The 21,839-nt window shown below is 57.5% G+C and carries 20 protein-coding genes; 9 read left to right on the forward strand and 11 right to left on the reverse strand.

The features are described 5' to 3' along the window. Positions 1 to 94: 94 nt before the first annotated feature. The 5 genes from AC2FIM_RS08790 to AC2FIM_RS08810 form a co-directional block, all read right to left on the reverse strand. Complete coding sequence (locus AC2FIM_RS08790) at positions 95 to 1,282, reverse strand: cytochrome P450 (RefSeq protein ID WP_271949069.1); 1,188 nt, start codon at positions 1,280 to 1,282, stop codon at positions 95 to 97. Beyond that, positions 1,282 to 2,634, reverse strand: a complete 1,353-nt coding sequence (locus AC2FIM_RS08795; protein ID WP_496731930.1) for a TRAP transporter large permease — start codon at positions 2,632 to 2,634, stop codon at positions 1,282 to 1,284. The genes AC2FIM_RS08790 and AC2FIM_RS08795 overlap by 1 nt, the downstream gene beginning before the upstream one ends. Continuing rightward, a complete protein-coding gene (locus AC2FIM_RS08800) occupies positions 2,631 to 3,137 on the reverse strand; it encodes a TRAP transporter small permease (protein ID WP_281972856.1) in 507 nt (168 codons plus the stop codon). Before AC2FIM_RS08800 ends, AC2FIM_RS08795 begins: the two co-directional genes overlap by 4 nt. 57 nt (positions 3,138 to 3,194) lie before the next feature. Beyond that, on the reverse strand, positions 3,195 to 4,214 hold the full coding sequence (locus AC2FIM_RS08805; RefSeq protein WP_142639885.1) for a TRAP transporter substrate-binding protein: 1,020 nt from the start codon (positions 4,212 to 4,214) through the stop codon (positions 3,195 to 3,197). A gap of 69 nt (positions 4,215 to 4,283) precedes the next feature. Further along, positions 4,284 to 6,317, reverse strand: a complete 2,034-nt coding sequence (locus tag AC2FIM_RS08810) for an FAD-dependent oxidoreductase (protein WP_496676841.1) — start codon at positions 6,315 to 6,317, stop codon at positions 4,284 to 4,286. Between the two features lie 103 nt (positions 6,318 to 6,420). Here AC2FIM_RS08810 and paaG point away from each other — a divergent pair, with 103 nt between their 5' ends. Genes paaG through AC2FIM_RS08830 form a run of 4 tightly spaced genes read left to right on the forward strand, consistent with a single transcriptional unit; the run spans position 6,421 to position 9,569 of the window. Next, positions 6,421 to 7,206 (forward strand): 2-(1,2-epoxy-1,2-dihydrophenyl)acetyl-CoA isomerase PaaG, encoded by a 786-nt coding sequence (gene paaG / locus AC2FIM_RS08815; protein WP_496676838.1) that lies wholly within the window; start codon positions 6,421 to 6,423, stop codon positions 7,204 to 7,206. A 2-nt stretch (positions 7,207 to 7,208) separates the two neighbouring features. After that, entirely contained in the window at positions 7,209 to 7,634 is a 426-nt protein-coding gene (gene paaI / locus AC2FIM_RS08820; protein ID WP_142639944.1) for a hydroxyphenylacetyl-CoA thioesterase PaaI, read from the forward strand. 24 nt (positions 7,635 to 7,658) lie between these two features. Next, a complete protein-coding gene (gene paaK, locus AC2FIM_RS08825) occupies positions 7,659 to 8,969 on the forward strand; it encodes a phenylacetate--CoA ligase PaaK (RefSeq protein ID WP_142639891.1) in 1,311 nt (436 codons plus the stop codon). Between the two features lie 3 nt (positions 8,970 to 8,972). After that, entirely contained in the window at positions 8,973 to 9,569 is a 597-nt protein-coding gene (locus AC2FIM_RS08830; RefSeq protein WP_142639893.1) for a TetR/AcrR family transcriptional regulator, read from the forward strand. 116 nt (positions 9,570 to 9,685) lie between these two features. Here AC2FIM_RS08830 and AC2FIM_RS08835 read toward each other — a convergent pair whose 3' ends face one another. Both AC2FIM_RS08835 and AC2FIM_RS08840 read right to left on the reverse strand, forming a co-directional pair. Continuing rightward, the gene (locus AC2FIM_RS08835) at positions 9,686 to 11,665 is read right to left on the reverse strand and encodes a bifunctional 2',3'-cyclic-nucleotide 2'-phosphodiesterase/3'-nucleotidase (protein WP_282021800.1); all 1,980 of its coding nucleotides are present in this window, start codon (positions 11,663 to 11,665) and stop codon (positions 9,686 to 9,688) included. Positions 11,666 to 11,904: 239 nt separating this feature from the next. Next, positions 11,905 to 12,810, reverse strand: a complete 906-nt coding sequence (locus AC2FIM_RS08840) for a LysR substrate-binding domain-containing protein (protein ID WP_142639895.1) — start codon at positions 12,808 to 12,810, stop codon at positions 11,905 to 11,907. Between the two features lie 181 nt (positions 12,811 to 12,991). Between AC2FIM_RS08840 and ugpB the strand changes: the two genes are divergently transcribed. The 5 genes from ugpB to AC2FIM_RS08865 are packed head-to-tail and all read left to right on the forward strand — an operon-like array spanning position 12,992 to position 18,092. After that, positions 12,992 to 14,302: a sn-glycerol-3-phosphate ABC transporter substrate-binding protein UgpB gene (ugpB, locus tag AC2FIM_RS08845; RefSeq protein WP_271949090.1), complete on the forward strand. Its 1,311-nt coding sequence runs from the start codon at positions 12,992 to 12,994 to the stop codon at positions 14,300 to 14,302. A gap of 57 nt (positions 14,303 to 14,359) precedes the next feature. Further along, the gene (gene ugpA / locus AC2FIM_RS08850) at positions 14,360 to 15,241 is read left to right on the forward strand and encodes a sn-glycerol-3-phosphate ABC transporter permease UgpA (protein WP_142639899.1); all 882 of its coding nucleotides are present in this window, start codon (positions 14,360 to 14,362) and stop codon (positions 15,239 to 15,241) included. 20 nt (positions 15,242 to 15,261) lie between these two features. After that, complete coding sequence (ugpE, locus tag AC2FIM_RS08855) at positions 15,262 to 16,098, forward strand: sn-glycerol-3-phosphate ABC transporter permease UgpE (RefSeq protein ID WP_271949133.1); 837 nt, start codon at positions 15,262 to 15,264, stop codon at positions 16,096 to 16,098. A gap of 3 nt (positions 16,099 to 16,101) precedes the next feature. Beyond that, positions 16,102 to 17,157 (forward strand): sn-glycerol-3-phosphate ABC transporter ATP-binding protein UgpC, encoded by a 1,056-nt coding sequence (ugpC, locus tag AC2FIM_RS08860; protein ID WP_496676831.1) that lies wholly within the window; start codon positions 16,102 to 16,104, stop codon positions 17,155 to 17,157. Then, entirely contained in the window at positions 17,157 to 18,092 is a 936-nt protein-coding gene (locus AC2FIM_RS08865) for a glycerophosphodiester phosphodiesterase family protein (RefSeq protein WP_496676828.1), read from the forward strand. Before ugpC ends, AC2FIM_RS08865 begins: the two co-directional genes overlap by 1 nt. 110 nt (positions 18,093 to 18,202) lie before the next feature. Here AC2FIM_RS08865 and AC2FIM_RS08870 read toward each other — a convergent pair whose 3' ends face one another. From AC2FIM_RS08870 to AC2FIM_RS08885, 4 genes are read right to left on the reverse strand one after another with little or no spacing between them, the layout of a single operon-like run. Further along, the gene (locus AC2FIM_RS08870) at positions 18,203 to 18,898 is read right to left on the reverse strand and encodes an RraA family protein (RefSeq protein ID WP_496708004.1); all 696 of its coding nucleotides are present in this window, start codon (positions 18,896 to 18,898) and stop codon (positions 18,203 to 18,205) included. Continuing rightward, positions 18,895 to 19,590, reverse strand: a complete 696-nt coding sequence (locus tag AC2FIM_RS08875) for an alpha/beta fold hydrolase (RefSeq protein WP_496676822.1) — start codon at positions 19,588 to 19,590, stop codon at positions 18,895 to 18,897. The genes AC2FIM_RS08870 and AC2FIM_RS08875 overlap by 4 nt, the downstream gene beginning before the upstream one ends. Next, on the reverse strand, positions 19,587 to 20,711 hold the full coding sequence (locus AC2FIM_RS08880; RefSeq protein WP_496676820.1) for a cobalamin-independent methionine synthase II family protein: 1,125 nt from the start codon (positions 20,709 to 20,711) through the stop codon (positions 19,587 to 19,589). Before AC2FIM_RS08880 ends, AC2FIM_RS08875 begins: the two co-directional genes overlap by 4 nt. Positions 20,712 to 20,769: 58 nt before the next feature. Beyond that, on the reverse strand, positions 20,770 to 21,732 hold the full coding sequence (locus tag AC2FIM_RS08885) for a cupin domain-containing protein (protein ID WP_281972845.1): 963 nt from the start codon (positions 21,730 to 21,732) through the stop codon (positions 20,770 to 20,772). Positions 21,733 to 21,839: the final 107 nt, after the last annotated feature.

The raw sequence follows: 21,839 nt of genomic DNA on the forward strand, positions 1-21,839 counted from the left end.
ACTCGCGGCAGGGCTAGCGCGCGGGGCATTTGCGATATCTTATTATTAACCGTACGGTCGGTCAATAAATTTCAGAACAAGCAGCACGGCTAGTTCAAACCTGCGCGGGCAGGTAGGCGAACCCCCGAAACCGGATACGCCCCCCACGCTGAGCACTTTCCGTGATCTGGTAATCAGGGAACCGGTTCAAAAACCGGCTAACGGCAACCCGACCTTCCATCCGGGCCAAGGTCAAACCAACGCAAGTATGCGGTCCGCCCGCAAACGCGTGGTGCTTGTTGGGACGGCGATCCAACATCATGTCATCGGGGAAATCAAATTGTCGCGGATCGCGGTTGGCCGCGCCGATGCAAAGATGCAGATCGGTTCCTGCTGGAATGACATGTCCGTGAAATTCCACCTCTTCAGTGGTCAGGCGATTGCCGAACTGGTTCGGGCTTTCCAGACGCAAAAACTCGTCCACTGCGGTAGAAATCAGGTCTGGATTAACCAACAGCTCGGTCCGCTTATCCCTGTGGCGGTCCAACAGATCCAAAGCGTTGCCTATCAGGTTTGTCGTGGTCTCATGCCCGGCATTCAGAATGAAGATGCAGTTCTGGTACAGTTCAACCTCGGTCAGGCCGCCCTCGGTGTCATCCTGTATCAACCTGGTCAAAACATCGGTCTCCGGGTTGCCCGGGTTGGCCCTGCGGTCGTCGATGATATCGCGCAGAAAGGCTTTGAACTCGCGGACTGCGCGGTTGCCCCAATCTTCCTGCTCGGGCGTCAGCTGCGGTTCCAACGCCCCGAGAATGGCCAAGGACCACTCACGCAACGGCTCACGCTCGGACCGAGGGATGCCCAGCAGGTTGCCGATGATCTCGATCGGGATCGCCCCGGCAAAATCCTCGATCAACTCAACTGTGCCCTTGGCCTGCATTTGATCCAGCAGCCCGTCGACAAGTTCAATCAGACCCGGCTCCATCTGCGCCAAAGCGCGCGGGTTCATCGCGCCGACCATCACCTTGCGGACACGCGAGTGCAAGGGCGGATCATTGAACACAAGACTGGTGGTGTGATGTTCAAACAATGGGCTATCCACCCCGTATTTGGGGCCAAACACGGCCTTCTTGTCCGAAATGAATCGCGTTGTGTCCCGATAGATGATGTCCAGATCCTGATGTCGTGACAGGATCACCGACCCATCGGGTTGCAGGCAGACGGGCGTATCTTCACGCAGCGCCCTATAGGTAGGATAGGGATCATCGTGGAACCCGTCAGGCAGCTTGGTCAGCGCAAACATCAGTGGCCCATCGCCCCCATCTGTTCCGGCAGAACCAGCACAAGCCAGGGCACCAGAACGATCAGGACCAGCCGGAAGATATCGGCGATCCAAAACGGCGTGACGCCTCTGAAGATCGTCCCGGTCGACACATCCCCGACCACACCCTTCAGAATGAACACGTTCAGCCCCACGGGCGGGGTGATCAGGCTGATTTCGGTGACGACGACCACAACAATGCCGAACCAGATCGGGTCATATCCCAGCGATGTGACCAGAGGAAAAAAGATCGGCACGGTCAGCAATAGCATCGACAGGGATTCAAAAACACACCCCAAAATGATGTAGATGCCCAGGATCATCAGGATCACCACAAAGGGCGCAACGTCATACGCTGTGACCATGGCGATCAGCGCTTCGGGCAAACCGGCGAGGTTGATGAAGTTCGAAAATATCTGCGCCCCGATCAGGACCGAGAACAGGGCCGCAGCGGTCGCGGTGGTTTCCTTCAAAACCTCGAATGTTGAACCCAGGCTAAGCCCGCCGCGCGACAAGGCAATCAAAAAGGTGCCCATGGCCCCCATCCCTGCCGCCTCGGTCGGGCTGAAGGTCAGGTTCAGCGGTTGAAAATCGAAGGCACCATAAAGCCCGCCAATGACCAGAAAGAACAGCAGCAACACGGCCCAGACCGAGCGCAAGGCCCTCAGGCGCTCGACCCAACCGTGGCGTTCGCCTGCCGGTCCCGCCTCTGGTTTGCGCCAGACGGTCCAGCGCACCGCGAGAAGATAAAAAAGAATGCCAAGCACACCGGGGATAATGCCCGCAACAAACAGTTTGCCAATCGAGGTTTCTGTCAGCAGGCCATAAATGACCAGGATCACCGAGGGCGGGATCAGGATGCCAAGCGTGCCACCCGCTGCAATCGACGCAGTCGAAAGCTCATCCGCATAACCATACCGGCGCATTTCCGGCATCGCGACCTTGGACATGGTGGCCGCGGTCGCCAGAGACGATCCGCAAATTGCCGAGAACCCGCCGCAGGCCGCGACAGTCGCCATGGCGATGCCGCCCCGGAAATGGCCGAGAAATGCATTGGATACCGCATAAAGCTCGCGCGCGAGCCCGCCTTTGTTCACGAACAGGCCCATCAGGATGAACAGAGGCACCACCGACAATCCGTAATCCTGTGCCGTATCGGTGATCTGGCGACCCACCATCGACATCGCCGCCTTCAAGCCGCGCTCCGAAAAGATGCTGCCGCCACGTTCGTAGGCGAACCCAAGCGTACCAACCAGACCCATCGCGAAGACGATAGGCAGACGCACCAGTACAAGCACCAGAACAAGGGCAAAACCGATAAGTGCGGCGGTCATTGAGAGGTCTCCGACAAGGATTGGGGGGAGAAGATAGTAATTAGGCCCGTGACAATCATCGCCATGGCCGTGATCGCGGTGAACCCGGCGATGAACCAGCCGACATAGAATACCGGGATCGACAGGTATTCAGTCACATCGCCATAGTCCCGTGCGCGCTCGGCAAGAATCCAGACGCGTTTGATCGGCCAGATGAGCATCACGCCCGACACAATATATACAACAGCGTCACGCGCTCGGCTCAGCCGCAAGCGGGAAAATACTCCGTCCGTCAGGTCGACGGCGATCTGACCCTTTCCGGCTGAGATCATCGGCAGAACCGAAAACACCATGATCGCCATGAAAATACGTGTCAGCTCAGTCGCTGCCTCAATCGGGGCGTTGAAGACAGAACGCAGTATGACGTCAAAAAAGGTCATCACCATCAGGATGAACAGCGCTATACAGGCCAGCAGCGTCGGAGCGATGCTGACGCGACGCGCAAAAGTCACGAGAGATTGCATGATTGGGTCCCGGCTGGTGAATATGGCTGGCGAAGAGACCCCGCCAGCCGGACTGTGTTACTGGGCAGCCATTTCATTTACGATCATGTCATAGGCCGCCTGTGCGTCAACACCGGTGCCGTTGACCTCGTCAATCACCTTGGCGCGGACATCAACGGCGATCGCGTTGAATTTTTCCAGATCTTCCGCCGAGGCCGCGTTGATTGCGTTGCCCTCAGTGGCTTCGGTCGCCTCGCGGCCGATCCCGTCGATCTCGTCCCAGATCTTGCCGATTTCGCGGCTCAACGGTTCACCGAACACATTCTCCTCCAGCGCCTGCTGCAGCTCAGGGGGCAGGTCGGCAAACGTTTCTTCGTTCATGATGAAGGCAAACGACCCGCGATACAGACCGCCCGGAACCTCGTAAACGTTCTGGGCAACCTCGGTCAGCTTAAAACCCTTGCGGGATTCAAACGGCATGACAACGCCATCGGCTGCTTTCGAAGCAAGGGTCTCATAGACTTTCGGTGCAGGCACCTGGATGCCGGTCGCGCCAAGCGCTGTGCCGACGTCACCGCCAACCCCACCCGGGATACGGACCTTGAGGCCCGACACTTCATCCAGCGTGGTCACCGCGCTGCTGGAGTGCAGCTGCGCCGGACCATGCGTATGCAGGGCGATCACTTTCACGCCGCGATGCTCGTCCGCGGCCTTGAGATGTGCGTCATAGGTGCGCCAATAGGCGACCGATGCGGCCTCTGCCGAGCCTTCATATCCGGGCAGTTCTATCATCTTTGTGGTGACAAAGCGCCCCGGCTGGTAGCCGTGGAAAATGATCGAGGCATCCGCCGCGCCATCCATGATCAGATCCATCTGTGCTGGTGGCGGCGCGATGCCCAACTTCAGTTCGGCGGTGACCTGACCGTCTGTGGCCTCTTCAACCATTTCCACGAATTTTGGCCACATCTTCGCGTTGATACCGTGGGTCGGCGGCGCCCAGCTGGATATGGTCAGCGTATAATCTGCGGCCAGCGCCACGGTGCCCGAAACGGCCAAGGCGGCTGAGGCCAATAGCGTGCTCAAACTGTTGAGTTTCATGGTTTTGTCTCCTCCCTCTGAAACATACATTGAATCTGCGTTAATAGTCCGTTTTGTAACCATCAATAGTCATGGTGATGTGGTCTGCCCCGCAATCCTCCAAGACCCGGGGCTTTCAGAGGCGACGGTCTCCATTATTCCCCGCGACAGCTGCGCCCCAATTTCATCCCGATAGTTCATCGGCCCCCCGCGCCAGCGCGGGAATCCGTAGCCATGGATCTGGACCATATCCACGGCCATCGCGTTTTCGGCGATACCCTCTTCGATGATCAATGCGCCCTCATTCGCAAGTACCGCCATCAAGCGCGACGAAATCTCGGTGCTCGCAAACGCGCGCCGGGTGATGCCATGTTCAGCCGAGTTGGCTTCGATCAAAGCCTCGACCTGTGTATCACGGATCGGCGTACGGTCGCCGTCATCATAACTATACCAGCCTTTTCCGGACCGCTGCCCGAAACGCTCCATCTCGCAAAGCTGGTCGGCCACAGAGACATAGCGCTCATCCGGTGGGCGTGTTGCGGCATTGCGCTTGCGATTGGCCCATGAGATCTGAAGACCGGTCAGATCCTGCAATTCGTACGGACCCATGGGCATACCAAAGTCGCGCATGGCCTGATCCACTTGATAAGGCAGCGCACCATCTGCCAGAAGATAATCAGCCTCGCGCCGATAGGCGGCCAGCATGCGATTGCCGATAAAGCCATCGCAAATACCTGATAGGACCGCCACTTTGCCCAGCTTTTTGCCAAACGCAAATCCGGTGGCGATGACCTCTGGGTCCGAATGCCCGGTATGTACGATTTCAAGCAGTTTCATGACATGGGCTGGGCTGAAGAAATGTAGACCTATACAGCGGGCCGGACTGTCGATACCGGCGAAAATCTGGTTTGGATCCAGATAAGATGTGTTGGTGGCAAGAATTGCGTTTGTGTCCATATGCCGGGCGAGTTCCGCGAAAACCTGCTGTTTGACAGATATGTCCTCAAACACCGCCTCAATGGCCAGTTGCGCATCCCGTGCGTCGGCATAGCTGTCAACGGCGCGAAATGCGCTCAGGCGGCTCTGCATCTGCGCCTCAGTCAGCTTTCCCCGTTTGGCAGCGCCTTCGAGCAGACCCTTAACACGCCCCAAGGCCGCCGCAGCGGCTTCGGCGTTCTGCTCAATCAACGTGACAGAAAACCCCCCATTCAGGGCGGCGGTTGCAATCCCGGCCCCCATCAGACCGCCGCCGACCACCGCGATACGGCTGATGTCGCGCGGGGTTACGCCTCTGATCAAAGAAGGTTTGGACACGCTCCGTTCGGCAAAGAAAGCATGGCGAAGGGCTCGGCTTTCGGCACCTTGTCGCAGGGCCAAATGGCGGACGCGCTCTTTTGGCAAGGCATCGGCAAAGGGTTCGGTTGCCCACCCCAATGCCGTCAGATTTTCCAGCGGAGACTGCTGACCCTTTGACCGTTTCAAAAGTTCCGCGCGCGAAACCTCTATCAGGTCCGGTGCAAAGCTGGTGAGGCTACGCTGACTGACTGGCACTGGTCGCTGCGGCAGGTTGGCCGCAAAGGCCTCAACGGCAGCCTCAGGCTGTTCAGCGACAAGATCAAGGCCACCCAGCCCTAGTAACGTTTCTGCAGTCAGGATCTTGCCCCGGCAGGCCATGTCAATCGCGGCCTCCATCCCCACAAGACGGGGAATACGCTGGGTGCCCCCTGCCCCGGGGATCAGGCCGACATTGACCTCTGGCAGACCAAATCTGGTGCCCGACGCGGCAATGCGCCAAGCGCAAGCCATGGCAATCTCGAACCCGCCGCCCAGAACAGTACCGTGCATGCAGGCGATAAAGGGAACTTCACTGTCTTCGATCATCTGTACTACGTCAGGCAGATGTGGCTCAACCGGTGGGGCGTCGAACTCTGACATATCGCCACCGGCAACAAAGGTTTTACCCGCACATCGCAGGACAGCCACGCGCGCGCCTTTGATGGCACCTACCGCGTCGGCCAACCCCTGACGCACCGCAGCGGATGTCGCGTTCACTGGCGGATTGTTGATCGTTACCCAGGCAACGTCACCCTTCCGCTCAACGCTCACCACCGGCGATTTTGCCATAACCCATCCCTTTGATTTGCTCAGATTCGGCTTGCGTTTATATATTGACCAACCGTTCGGTTAATGCAATCATAAAGTTGAAACGATACCGGCCGAGGCAGTGATGAGCGATACGATTCTTGTAGAAAATCACGGGAACTGGGTCGAGATTACGTTGAACCGTCCAGACAAGCTGAATTCGTTCAACGAAGACATGCATCATGCGCTTCAGACTGCCTTGAATTCCGCGCGCGATACAGGCGCGCGGGCAGTGCTGCTGACGGGCGCCGGGCGTGGCTTTTGTGCCGGTCAGGACCTTGGTGACCGCGATCCGTCGAAAATGGACGGGCCACCGGATCTGGGCAAGACCGTCCGCAGTTTCTATGCCCCCCTCGTGCGGCTGATCCGGTCATTGGACTGCCCTGTCATCTGCGCGGTGAATGGTGTCGCTGCCGGCGCCGGGGCCAATCTGGCACTGGCCTGCGACATGGTTCTGGCAGCGGAAAGCGCGAAATTCATCCAGAGCTTTTCCAAGGTCGGCCTGATACCGGACACTGGCGGCAGCTGGCACCTGCCCCGCCTTTTGGGCGAGGCGCGCGCCAAAGGGCTGGCCTTTACCGCACAGCCGCTGCCCGCCAAACAGGCCGAAGACTGGGGCCTGATCTGGAAAGCCATACCCGACGATCAGCTATTAGCAGAGGCTCGTAGGCTGGCTGATCAACTGGCCAATGGCCCGACCCTTGGGTTGGGCAAGACCAAACACTGTATCCAAGCAGCGGCGACGACCTCTTTGTCCGATCATCTGGAACTCGAGGCTGATGCGATGAAAATCTGCGGCGAAAGCGCGGATTATGCCGAGGGCGTGTCCAGCTTTCTTGAAAAGCGCGCGCCCAATTTTCAGGGTAAATGACGATGACACCAAAGGAACGTGCCAGCAAATCAGCCGCTGCGATGTGGGCGAGTGACGAAGCCAGCAAATGGTTTGGCATGGAGCTTGTCGAGGTGGACGAAGGCTGCGCAGTTCTGGCGCTGACCGTCGTTGCGCATCACTGTAATGGGCACGGCATGTGCCATGGCGGCGTGACCCATGCCCTGGCCGACAGCGCCTTCGCCTTTGCCTGCAACAGCCGTAATCACGCGACCGTTGGCCAGCACACGATGATGAGCTATCTCGCCCCCGGCAAGCTGGGGGATCGCCTGACGGCCACCGCGACCGAGGTCTCGGTTACGGGCCGCAGCGGCATCTATGACGTGCGCGTCACCAATCAAGACAGCAACGTGGTCGCCGAATTCCGCGGCATGTCCCGCGCGATTGGTGGCACGAATTTTCAAGAATAGCTTCGCGACCGAAGGAGTAACGCGATGGAGGACCTGTCCCCTAACAAAGCTGACCTGGACCCGATCGAGATCGCCTCGGTTGACGAAATCCGCGCCACCCAGTTGGAGCGTCTGAAATGGTCCCTGCGTCACGCTTACGAAAACGTGCCGATATACACCCAGCGCTTCGACGATGCCGGCGTGCATCCAGATGACCTGCAACAGTTATCTGACCTTTCGAAATTTCCATTCACCTACAAGAACGACCTGCGTGACAACTACCCGTTCGGCATGTTCGCCGTGCCGCGCAGCCAACTGGTTCGGCTGCATGCCTCATCCGGGACAACCGGCAAGCCAACCGTTGTGGGCTATACCAAAGGCGATATCGACAACTGGGCCGATCTGGGTGCTCGGTCGCTGCGGGCCGCAGGTCTGCGCAAGGGCGATATCGTGCATAACGCTTATGGCTATGGCCTGTTCACCGGGGGTCTGGGCGCGCATTACGGCATCGAACGTCTAGAGGCGACCGTCGTTCCGATGGGTGGCGGGCAAACCGAAAAGCAGGTTGGACTGATCACAGATTTTCAACCCGATGGGATCATGGTGACCCCATCCTACATGCTCAACATCCTCGAACAATTCCATAAGGTGGGCCTTGATCCGCGCGAAAGCTCTCTGAAGGTTGGTATCTTCGGCGCGGAGCCCTGGACCGACGCGATGCGCTCGGAAATCGAGGCTGCATTCGACATGCATGCGGTCGACATCTATGGCCTGTCGGAGATCATGGGGCCCGGCGTTGCCAGCGAATGCGTCGAAACCAAGGATGGCCCTGTGATCTGGGAAGATCACTTTCTGCCAGAAATCATCGACCCCGCCACCGGCGAAGTACTGCCCGACGGTGAAACTGGTGAGCTGGTCTTTACCACCCTGACCAAAGAAGGGCTGCCGATGATCCGCTATCGCACGCGCGATCTGACCTGCCTGCTGCCCGGAACGGCCCGTTCCATGCGTCGCATGGCCAAGATCACCGGCCGCAGCGACGACATGATGATCCTGCGCGGCGTCAATGTCTTTCCCAGCCAGATCGAGGAACAGGTCATGGCGACCGGAGGCCTTGCGCCTTATTACCAGGTCGAGCTGTATAAATCCGGCCGGATGGATGCCATGCGGGTCTTTGTCGAAGCCTCTCCGGGATCTACCGATGAAATGTCCAAGACGGCGGCCGCCCGAATGCTGACCAAACGCATCAAGGACATCGTTGGAGTTTCAACTGAAATTGTTGTAGGTGAGCCGGGCGACGTCGAACGCTCTCAGGGCAAGGCGAAGCGCGTCATCGACAACCGCGATAAGGATTAAGCCTTGGCCCGGACAATCGCAAAAGACCACGACCAAAAGCGGGAACAAATCCTGAAAACGGCAGCCAAAGTATTTGCCGACCAGGGGTTTGATCGCGCTTCGATGACCCTTTTGGCCAATGAGTGCGGAATCTCCAAGGCTAACATCTACCACTATTACGACAGTAAGGATGCCATCCTGTATGACATCCTCGAAACCTATCTGCGCGAGCTGCGCGACCGCATTTGCGAGGTCGATTTGACGGGTCTTACACCCGAGCAAAAGCTGCGAAAGACCGTGCGTGAGATCCTGTTCGCTTATCAGGGTGCGGATGATGAACACCGGGTGCAGATCAGTGGCATGAACGCCCTGCGCGACGATCAGCAAAAGCTCTTACGAGGGTATCAGCTGGATCTAGTGAATTTCGTCCGGGACATCCTGAAAGACCTGTCTCCGGACTCGTTTGGCGATGACAAGGACAAGCTGCGCGGTGCCACGATGTCGGTTTTTGGCATGCTGAACTGGTATTATATGTGGAACACAGGCGCAGGCACCAAAGCACGTGAGGATTACGCTGATCTGGTCAGCACCCTAACGCTCCACGGAATACGCAAACTCTAGACCCAGGACGGGCCGCTTCGCAGGACAGTTGCCTAACAGAATAATTTTGGCTCACCCCCCAATTCCGATCCATACCATTGGGTCAGAAATAGGGGGATAAGCCTGCTTTCAATCTGTTACAGCTGGATGCGGAAGGCCGCAAAGCCATCTGCGCCCTCACCGGCATCCTCGATCGAAACACCTTTGACGTCACTCATATAGTCACGCGCCTTCGGGCCTGTTTCGAACAGGACCGTGGTGCCGTCCAGCGGCGCAAACGACCAGTTGGCATCTGCTTTGGGGTCAATCGTGCCCTGTTCGACGATATAGCGGACAATCACGTCGCGGTTGGTGTCCGGCGCCTCGAACACAACCGTGTCGCCCATCGCGCCGGGGAAAGATCCGCCACCGGACGCTCGGTAATTGTTGGTGGCGATAATGAACTCCATGTCATCCGTGACCGGAGAACCATTGAAGGCAAGGTCCACGATCCGGGCCGCGCCAGGGTTGACCTCTTCACCCTTGGGTCCAAACCGCGATGGCTGGGACAGGTCGATCTGATAGGTGACGCCGTCCATCACGTCGAAATTATAGGACGGAAACTCTGGGTTCAGCAGGACCGCGTCGCTTGCGCCCGGTTCGACCTGATTAAACATTCCGGCAGACCTCTCCAGCCAACCTCGGACCTGCGCTCCGTTCACCCGTACGGCGCGAACGGTGTTGGGATATAGATAAAGGTCGGCCACATTCTTGATGGCAACGTCACCCACCGGGACATCGGTGTAATACTCCGGGCCACCACGACCGCCGGCCTTGAAAGGCGCCGCGGCTGACAATATTGGCAGGCCTTCGTGTTCCGTGCCCTTCATCATTTCTTCGACGTACCATTTCTGCGCTATCGACACGATCTGTACAGATGGATCATCCGCTACCAGCGCGAAATAGCTGTGCAGCGGGGCCGACGTCTTGCCGACCGCTCTGCGCACATAGGCTAGTGTTTCGTCGTGATCTTTCGCGACCGAGGCCAGCACGGCCTGATCATCCTCGACCAGCGCCGTGATCGAGCGATCTTCGTTGCGAACCGAAATCGGGCGTGCCTCAGAAGTTGTGGTCACCACACGCCACTCGTTCCCATCGCGCTCCAGCAGCAGGTCCAGAAGGCCAAGATGTGATCCCCAGAACCCGCCCATGACGGCGGGTTTGCCCATCAACGTCCCTTTTGCAACGTCAATACCGGGACGGTCGGCAAATGTCTCGGACGGGAAAACAAGGTGGTTGTGACCGGTCACCAGCGCGTCAATCCCGTCAACACCGGCCAGCACGACCGAGGCGTTTTCCATACCGTCGGAATGGTCGGCATCGCCAATCCCCGAATGCGAAAGCGCGATAATCAAGTCGCAGCCCTGCTCTTTCATCTCAGGCACATAGGCCTGCGCTGTCTCGACAATGTCGCGGGCCTGCACGTTGCCTTCGAGATGCTTGCGGTCCCAGTTCATGACTTGCGGCGGCGTAAACCCAATGACGCCGACCTTGATCGGGTGTTTGCTGCCATCGCCCATTTCAATCTGGCGGTCGAGAATCGCATAGGGTTTGACCAGCGTTTTATCCTCACGCGGGTTTGCCCCCTGTTCCTTTGCGACGTTGGCCAGTACAATCGGGAAATCCGCGCCAGCAAGCGCCTTTTCCAAAAAGTCCAAACCGTAGTTGAATTCGTGATTGCCCAATGTGGCGGCGTCATAACCGACTGTGTTGAAGGCGGTGATAATCGGGTGGCTGTCGCCCTCTTTCATCCCCCGCTCATAGGCGATGTAATCGCCCATTGGGTTGCCCTGCAGAAAGTCTCCGTTATCGACCAGCAGAGAATTCGTCGCCTCGGACCGGATGCCGTTGATGATCGAAGCGGTGCGGGAGAGGCCTACCGTGTCGCGAGGCTTGTCGGCGTAATAATCATAAGGGAAGACATGCACATGAATGTCCGTCGTCTCCATTATCCGTAAATGCGCCTGATTATTGGCAGCCGCCGCAGAAAAAGGGTGAAGTGTAATGGCCGCGGCGCTGGCGGTGGTGGTCGCAAGGAACTGACGGCGGGACATCAAGCTGGGGTTGGAAAATGGCATGTGACACCTTTCATTTTCGTTTGTCGACGCGACTTGTGCAGGCCCTGCGAAACAGTGGTGTGACACTGGCTGGCAGGTCCTGCCACGCGTCGAACTGGGCATGAACCAAGTCAGTTTGCCCACAAGTTTCAGGGCGCGTAAAGCAATCCCGGGGTCTCAATTCGATTTTTGTAAAATCTTGCCAATGCCCAAAGCCGCGTTCAGGCAATCAATCGGGCAACGCTTGCGACTGTATCCAGCTAAGGATCGGCGATGAAAGGTCCAAGGCTGTCGCTGAACTGTTCTATGAATTCCAGCGTGACCAGCGATGGTTGCTTCAAAACCGGTCGCACCAGCGACAGCGTATGAGGCAGAAATGGCCTGAAAGACCGATAGCTCAACCCCCTGTTCTGATATTGTACTGCGTCCAGTTCGCTAACGACAGACACCCCAACGCCCTTCACCACCAATTCGCAAGCGGCCGTGAATTGCCGAACCTCGATATGCGAGTTCAGTTCGACATTCGAGTTTTGAAATGCACGCGACAGGCGCGCGAAAAAGTCGCTGTCGCGCCGGGTGTGGATGATCTTCTGATCGGCAATATCTGCCGGTGTCACGGTCGAAAGGTCTTCCAGCGCATGGCCTGCGGGAAAGACGCAAACTGTGCGGATATCAATATGGGTGCTTTCGACAGCCGGGTGGCCATTAAACCCATCTGTGATTCCGAAATCATATTGCTCGCCGATCATCCACTCCAGGATGCGCTCGGGCCGATCCGGCTCTATCGTCATGGTGACGCCAGGCCGGTCGCTCAGAAATCCGGCTACAACATCTGGTAAGTGACTGGTGGCGAAGCCAGGAAGGCAGGCGACGCGAATATGCCCGGCTTTGCGTTGCGTGATGTCCTGACTGACATCCGAGATCTGCCGCATCAATTCCAGCACGCGCTCTACGCTGGGTTGCAGATAGCGGACCTCTTGCGTCGGAACCAATCGACCTTCGCGGCGGTCGAACAGTTGAAACCCAAGCGATTTTTCCAAGTCTGAAAGCAACCTGCTGACCGCGGGCTGGCTGACACCCAGATCGGATGCGGCAGCCGTGACCGAGCCATTGACGGTCACCGCCATAAGCGCTTCTAGCTGCCGGATTCTCAGGGTTTGGCTCATGGAGCGTCCTGTTTTTGCTGCAAATCTCGGTCACTTCATAACATCGTATTATATTTTTTGCCAGAAAATCAGGCTTGAATTATATTTCTGTAACGTTAACGTCGTGAAATCGTCATGTGTGCCGATTACGCGTAGCGCTCGGTATTCAACGAAGCATCGCCTTTGATGCATGGGAGGAATCATGAAAACGAAATTGCTTGGCGCTCTTGCCGTATCGACAGCCTTGTCCCCGATCGCGGCAATGGCGCAAACCGAAGTTCAGTTCTGGCATGCCTTTACCGGCCGCCTGGGTGAGCTTGTGAAAGCTCAGGTTGAAGAATTCAACGCCAGCCAGGATGAATATGTCGTGGTTGAAAGCCACAAGGGCAACTATTCGGAAACCCTGAATGCAGGCATCGCCGCGTTCCGCGCCGGTGAACAACCGCAGATCCTGATGGTATTCGAGGTTGGCACCGCAACTATGATGTCGGCCCAGGGCGCGATCAAACCGGTCTATGAGGTGATGGCTGAAAGCGGTGCGTCATTTGATCCGGACGCCTATATCGGCTCGGTCAAAGGGTATTATACGACCACGGATGGCGACATGCTGTCCCTGCCCTTCAACTCGTCAACACCGGTTCTTTGGGTCAACCGCAATGCGTTCGAAGCGGCGGGCGTTGATCCTGACACCGATCTGTCGACCTGGGAAAAGGTCGGGGAAACGCTGGAGCAGCTCAAGGCCGGTGGTGAAGATTGCCCGTTGGTCACTGCATGGCAAAGCTGGATTCATCTTGAGAACCTGTCAGCCTATCACGACGTCCCCTTCGCCTCGCAGGATAACGGCTTTGCCGGTCTGGATACCGAGCTGATGCTGAATGGTCCGGCCCAGGTTGCACACCTGACCGCGATGGGTGACTGGGCCAAGGACGGCAAGTTCATCTACACGGGCCGCCGCAACGAAGGTGGCGCGAACTTCCGGTCCGGCGAATGCGCCCTGTTCACCGAAAGCTCGGCGGGATACGCCGGAATCAAAGCCGAAGCCGAGTTTGATTTCGACGTGCGCCCACTGCCCTATTGGGAAGCTGTCACGGCCGAGCCGCAGAACACCATCATCGGTGGTGCCTCACTGTGGGTCATGGAAGGTCATGAGGCCGATGAATACAAAGGCGTCGGCGAGTTCCTCAGCTTCCTGTCCTCGTCTGACGTTCAGGCGGCCTGGCACCAGAACACCGGCTATTTGCCCATCACTACTGAGGCAGGTGAGGCGACCCGAGCGTCTGGTTTCTATGACGAAAACCCGGGCACTGACATCGCCGTCATCCAGATGACCGCGAAAGAGCCGACGGCAAACTCGAAAGGTCTGCGTCTGGGATCATTCGACCAGATCCGTGGGATCATCGACGAAGAGCTTGAGGCCATCTGGGCCGGTGAAAAGACCGCCCAAGAGGCGATGGACAGTGCGAAGGAACGCGGCGACGCGCTGCTGCGCCGGTTCGAATCCGCCAATCAATAAGTCGTAATCTGATGCGGGCCTCGTTGGGCCCGCATTCTACTCTGGTGGGCCAATAGAATGGAAAAACGCGTCATTTTTCGCGGCTGGCTGCTGCCGCTTGCGCTGATCGCCCCGCAGGTCATCATTTCCGCCGTCTTCTTTTTCTATCCTGCTGGTCAGGCCGTATGGCAATCGTTGTTCATTCCCGACCCGTTCGGGCTGTCGTCTCAGTTCGTCGGACTGGGCAATTTCGAATTCCTGCTGAGCGATAAATACTACCGCGCCTCATTCGTGACGACGGCGGTGTTTTCGACGCTTGTGACCTTGTGCTCGATGATCCCGGCCTTGTTTCTGGCGGTCATCGCAGACCGGCTGATCAAAGGATCAGGCGTGTATCGGACCCTGCTGATCTGGCCCTACGCCGTTGCCCCTGCCGTGGCCGGTGTGCTGTGGCTGTTCATGTTCAACACCCGCGTTGGTGTGGTCGCATGGTATCTGGGCCAGCTTGGCTATGACTGGAACCACGTCCTGAACGATGCCGAGGCCATGGGGCTGGTCGTTGTCGCCTCGGCCTGGGGTCGCATCAGCTATAACTTTCTGTTCTTCTTTGCCGCGCTGCAATCCGTGCCTCGCTCGGTCATCGAAGCGGCGGCGATTGATGGGGCCCATTTTTGGCGCCGGTTCTTTACCATCGTACTGCCGCTTTTGTCGCCGACCGCGTTCTTCCTGCTGGTCGTGAACATTGTCTATGCCTTCTTTGAAACTTTCGGCGTGATCCACACGATCACCGGAGGGGGTCCGCAACAAGCCACAACCATCCTGGTCTACAAAGTCTTTTCCGATGGGTTTGTGGGCCAAGATCTGGGGTCGTCTTCGGCCCAGTCGGTCATCCTGCTGGTGGTTGTCGGCCTACTGACAGTGATCCAGTTCAAATATGTTGAGAAGAGGGTGCATTACTGATGGCGGCCCAACAACATGGAATGGTCGAGAAACGTGGTGCGGGCCTGTGGCTGACCCATGCGTTTATGATCCTTGGCGTTCTGGTCATCTTCTTCCCGATCTGGCTGGCCTTTGTGGCCTCGACCGTCACGCAGGCCGATATCATTTCGCCCCCGATGCCGGTTGTGCCAGGTGATCAGTTCTGGGTGAATTACAAGGCGGCCCTGTTCTCAGGCGTGAACGTCCCGGTCGCAACGATGCTGTTCAACAGCCTGGTGATGGCGATTGGCATTGCCGTGGGCAAGATCGTCATCTCGCTCCTGTCAGCCTTTGCCATCGTCTATTTCCGCTTTCCCGGGCGGAACACGTTTTTCTGGCTGATCTTCCTGACCCTGATGCTGCCGGTTGAGGTGCGGATTGTCCCGACCTTCGAGGTGGTGGCCGGGTTTGGTATGCTCAACAGCTATTCGGGGCTGATCTTTCCGCTGATCGCCTCGGCCACGGCCACGTTCCTGTTCCGCCAGTTCTTTCTGACCATCCCGGACGAACTGGCCGAGGCCGCGCGGGTGGATGGCGCCCGCCCGATGCGGTTCTTCGTTGATATCGTGATCCCGATGAGCCGAACCAACATCGCGGCCCTGTTCGTGATCCTGTTCATCTATGGGTGGAACCAATATCTCTGGCCGCTGCTGATCACCACCGATCCTGAGATGAACACCATCGTGATGGGCATCAAACAGATGTTCCCCTCGGGCGATGATTTTGCCCATTGGCCGACGATCATGGCGACCTCGATCCTGGCTATGATCCCACCGGTCCTTGTGGTGGTGTCGATGCAAAAGCTTTTTGTCCGCGGCCTTGTCGATAGCGAGAAATAAGAAATGGCAACAGTATCCCTTGAGAACGTCAAAAAGAGCTTTGGCCCGACGGACGTCATTCATGGCATCGACGTCGATATCGCGGATGGCGAGTTTATCGTGATCGTGGGCCCCTCCGGCTGCGGCAAATCCACTTTGCTGCGGATGGTGGCCGGGCTTGAGACTGTGACATCCGGCGAAATCCGGATTGGCGAAGAGCGCGCCAATGACAAGGAGCCGATGGACCGGGACATTGCGATGGTGTTCCAGAACTATGCTCTGTACCCCCATATGTCGGTACGCCAGAACATGGGCTATGGTCTGAAAATCGCCGGATTGCCCAAGGCTCAGATTGACCAGAAGGTGACCGAGGCCGCTAAGCTGTTGCAGCTTGAGCCGCTGCTTGACCGCAAGCCCCGTCAGCTTTCAGGCGGTCAACGCCAAAGGGTTGCCATGGGCCGCGCTATTGTCCGTGAACCTGCCGTGTTCCTGTTTGATGAGCCGCTCTCAAACCTGGATGCAAAGCTGCGTGTCCAGATGCGCCTGGAAATCCGCGAACTGCAAGAAAAGCTGGGGATCACCTCGCTATACGTGACCCATGATCAGGTCGAGGCCATGACCATGGCCGACAGAATGATCGTGATGAACGGTGGTGTTGCCGAACAGATCGGCACCCCGCTTGAGGTCTATGAGACGCCGCGGACGCTGTTCGCTGCGCAGTTCATCGGCAGCCCGGCGATGAATACCTTTGATGCAGAGCGCCAGGGCGGAAAGATCAGGATCAACGATGCCGAGATTGGCCCATCAGGCGGGCCCGATGGCCCGTTCAAATTGGGCATACGGCCAGAGCATCTGTTCTTTGATGAAAACGGGCCCTTTGATGTCGTAGTACAGATAGCCGAACCGCTGGGGGCGAATACTTTGCTGCACGGTCAGGTGTCAGGCTCTGGCGCGGCAATCACGATCAGCCTTCCGGGTGTTCATCCGATCGAAGGCCGTCATCCCAATATGCGTTTTTCTGTTGCGCCAGAGCATATGCATCTGTTTGACCCGGCCTCTGGCATAAGGCTCGAGGGCTGATGCCTTTCCCTCAGGTCGAGGCGTTTCGCGGCGGTAAAAACCTGATCCGTGTAGTAGGGCACCGGGGGGCACGCGGCGTCCTGCCCGAAAACAGCATGATCGGCTTCGATTTTACGCTGTCCATCGGGGTTCCACTTCTTGAGTTTGACGTGGTGCTGACGGTGGATGATGTGCCCGTCATAACCCATAACCATCGGCTACATGCGCCGACCTTTCGGGATGCCAGCGGTCAGTTTTTGACCGGAAAAGAACCCAAAGTCTCGTCCCTGTCCTTCGACCAGATTCAACAGTTCGAAATCGGGCGCTTGGACGGACACTCGGATTATGGTCGACGGTTCCCCGATCAGGCCCAACTGGACGGCGTTCGCGTACCAAAGCTGCAGGATCTGCTGGATCTGATCAATCGGCCGGAATACGGCGAAGCCAATCTGATGCTCGAACTGAAATCTGATCCGGATCTGGCCCATGACGCAGCCTATCTGGACCGCTTTGTCGCATGCGTGGTACAGCAGGTTCGGGCCGCTGGCCTATCCGATCGCGTGTTGCTGCACAGCTTTGACTGGACCCTGTTGGAAGTCTGTCAGCGGCAGGCGCCTGACATGCCGTCATCTTACCTGACGCAGCTTCCCGAAAATGCCGATGACGTTGGCGAGGATTCCTCCAAGGCCGTTTGTCCGGACTTTCGAAGCCAAAGCGAAAAAATCCCGCAAATGGTCAAGCAAGCGGGCGGCGCGCTTTGGTGTCCGTATTTCGCAGATGTGATATCTGAGGACGTCGCGGTTGCCAAAGAACTTGGGCTTTGCGTAGCCGTATGGACGGTCAATGAACCGACGGATATCAGCAGGATGATTGATCTGGGTGTCGATGCCATCGTCTCGGACTATCCTGGACGGGTTCAAAGGCATCTGTCGGATTTGGGCATGAGATGGGTGTGATCCAGCCGCGATTTCCGACACGATCGCCATCGCTAATGACGGGTCTATTCAGGATCACATCGCCTCGCTGCCGGGTTAGTCTATGGCTGGGCCGCGCGGTTGTTGCCGCACTACGTGCGCGAGGTTTCGAACGCCGCCCATGCTTGTTCAAAGGCCTCAAAATCAAACTCTGACGCGCGTGCTGGGCCAAGAATAAGCTTTTCGGTTTCAAGCAATTTGCGGATCGCCTGTTCCAGGCTGTCCACCACTTCGGGCGGAATCACCAAAGCGCCGTGCCGGTCCGCATGCACCAGGTCCCCGTCCTTGATCGAGAGGCTGAAGATGGTCACCGGGGTGCCCACCTCTTTGACGTGCACGAACCCGTGGCTTGGACCGACCGAGCCCGCCACAACGGGAAACCCAACCGGCAAGTCGCCCAGATCCCGCATCACGCCGTTGGTCAACGCACCGCTGATGCCAAACCCTTTGTGGACCGTGGTATTGATCTCACCCCAGTAAGCACCGATGCAGTCCGGGAAATCCAAATCTTCGACAACCGTAACAACCGGGCCTGTGCCCGTTGCCATGTGCCGGTAGTAATCCATCCGGCGCTGACGGATCACTTCGGGAGGGTCGTCGGGAGGGTTCACCGCCGCGATCTTTGCCGTTCTGGCATAACCGACCATTGCCCCCGCATCGGGATCCGAGCACAGCATTGTGCCCCGCGTGAAATTGTCGAACCCACGCTTGCCTTGCGCCACTTCAATCGCATTGCAAACGGTGGGGGTGTCGACGGATTTCAAAAGATCCAGCAAGGGTTTTTTCATAGTGCCTCCAGCCAACGGCACAGAGCCGCTGTCGTCCGTTCGGGTTGTTCAAGCGTAGGCAAATGCCCCGCCTGCTCGATGACCTCGAAACAGCTGTTGGGCAGAAGTTCATGCATCAAGGCGTGTCGCGAAACCGGGCACAGAGCATCATCTTTCCCGCACAGGATCAGGGCCTGCCCGGTATAACCGCGCAAGGTATCGCTTTGATCGGGGCGATCTCGCAATGCTTTGGACTGGTTGATAAAAACATCCGGTCCAAGACCCAAGGCCATATCCATGCACAGGTTCAGAATTGCCTCGCGGTTCGGGCCATCGGTCAGGTAATTCGGTTTCATCTCCTCGGCCATGACCCGGCCCAAGCCCCCACTGGACACAGAGGCGATTTGTGGACCACGCCTGGCTTTGACGTCATCCCGTTCGGCCAAGTGGTTGGTATCCATCAGCGCCACGCTGACGACGCGCTGCGGTTGCTGCCGGATTATTTCCATCGCAACGATGCCACCCATGGACAGACCCGCAAGGACAAAGCGCGGGGGCGCATAAGACAACACTTCGGCGGCCAAAGCCTGCACCGTGTCATGCCCCCCAATCGGCGCGTAGAGGACAGGATTGCTGCTCGAAAGCGCCGCGATCTGCGGGGCAAAAAGCCGGGCGTCGCACATCATGCCGGGCAACATTACAAGTGGTTTCATGTGACCAATGCAGCCCCGTCGGCCAGAGATCCAAGCTTGGCAAAGGCGATATCAGGATCAACCGCACCAAATCCGGCAAAAGTGCCAAATCCGCAATCCGAGCCCGCGATCACTCTTTCGCCGCCGACAATATTCGAAAACCGTTCAATACGTTGGGCGACCAGTTCCGGATGTTCGACAAAATTTGTCGTGGTGTCGACAACGCCAGGTACAAGCACTTTGTCCTCTGGTATTTCGGCTTTGCGGTCACGGAACACTGTCCATTCATGCGCATGACGGGGGTTCGAGGTTTCGAACAGGACATAGCGGGATTTGGTCGACATCAGCGTGCCGAACACTTTGTCCATTCCAATGTCGCAACAATGCGGTCCTTCGTAATTGCCCCAGCAAATATGGACGCGCACCTTGTCAGCGGGAACGTCCTGCAATGCGTGGTTCAGGGCCTCAACATGCAAATTGGCGACTTTGACAAATTCTTCGTCCGAAAGGTCAGAGAACAGCATATGGCGAGACAAGGCCAGGTCGGGGCAATCCAGCTGTAGATCCAGACCGGCCCCCACAATGGTTTCGTACTCTTGCTTCATCGCATCGGCGAGTGCAGCCAGATAGGCTTCACGCGTGGGGTAGAAATCATTTTGCAGAAACAGCGAGATGACACCCGGGCTGGCCGCGTTCATAAAACCACGCTCGACACCATGCGCGGCCATGGCGACCTTGAGGTTGTCGATGTCTTTTTGCAGTTCACCTTGCCCTTTTGACCGCACCTCACCCACACACATTGGGCGCGCATATTGTGGCGTACCGCCATCATCAGCCAGACGTTTCAGGAAGCCGGGAAACATCTTCAGATCCGCTGGCGCGTTGCGCGGGCTGTCCCCGTCAAAGCCGGTATAGCGGTCTTTGACATAGGTGGCGTATGAGATCTTCGATGTCTCGCCATCCGATACGATATCGACCCCGGCTTCGACCTGTTTGCGCACTGTCTCGGACACGGCCGAGGTCATACAGGCATCAAACGCATCCGCGTCAAATGGCTCTGCACGCTCGCGCGCAAAGATGAAATCCACGACCTCCTGACTACGCGGAAGGCTCCCTACATGTGTGGTTGAAATGCGGGTCATTCCTTCTTCTCCCTCTGCAAGTCTAATCTGCGCCGCCCGGAAGGCAGCGCAGTTTGTTTCATGCACCTGTCCAAGTTGTACCTGCCGGATCTTCGGTTGCGGTAACGCGATAGAGCCCCGCGTCACCGGTCATCGAAGGCGTGACGCCATAGCTTTCGCCGGGCAGAACCAGTGCGGTATCCCCATTTGTCAGGGTTGTTTCGACATCCTCAATCGTAATCCGCCAGTGGCCACTGGCCGGCATCAAGACCACAGGCTTTTCGGCTTTGACCGGATCAGACACGCACGAGCCGCGACCAAGGAAATCAACCTCGAAACCCGGCTTGTCTTTGATCAGGCCGTTTTCACCGATCACAACGGCAGGCTTGTTTGATGACAGCGCCATCAAATCCCAATAGCGGGCCACGTAATTGCCAATCACATTTTCGACGGGGACCTCGGGATAGGCTTTCAACTGCTCTTCAGTCAGCAAGGGCATGGGCTGTACGTTATGCGGCAGCGTTTCCCCTTTTTTGCTGTCGTAAAGAACCCCATTGTTTCCCAGCATCAAGCCATGGGCCTGCGCATCCTGAATAACCTGCGGCGCCCAGGTGACCCCGCCCCCGGCATCGTCACCACCAAGGACCGCCATGATCATCCCATAGTCCTGCCCCACATTTTCAAACCCGCGGAAGATACCGGTCGGGATGTTGAAGATGTCTCCTTCTTCGGCAATGAACTCACCAGCCGATCCGTATCTGCCCCAGAAGAACCGCCAACGGCCTTTGGCGACAAAGAACACTTCGGCCGTGGTGTGGCTATGCAGAGAGTTCCGGCATCTCGGCGGTTGGCCTGCGGCACCGATGTTGAAACCAATCTTGTCGGTGATGTGGACATGCTGGTCGGGGCTTTCAGATACGCCCCCGCCGATGATGGTGAAGTTTTCCTTTTGATCTGACCCCGGGGTATGGGCGTCGATGAACGCGGTTTTACAGGGTTTCAATTCGCCATAACGGACGATGCGGCTTTGGATGGTACTCATTTCAGTCTTCCTTTTGGTTGGAGTTCGCTGCGGTCAAACTCCGAAACCAGGCGGGCGGTTGTTCAGTCGCCGGGCACGCAGGCTGGCCCGGTGGGCGTGAAAAAGCC

Source organism: Ruegeria sp. CDSC052 (genome assembly GCF_059610685.1).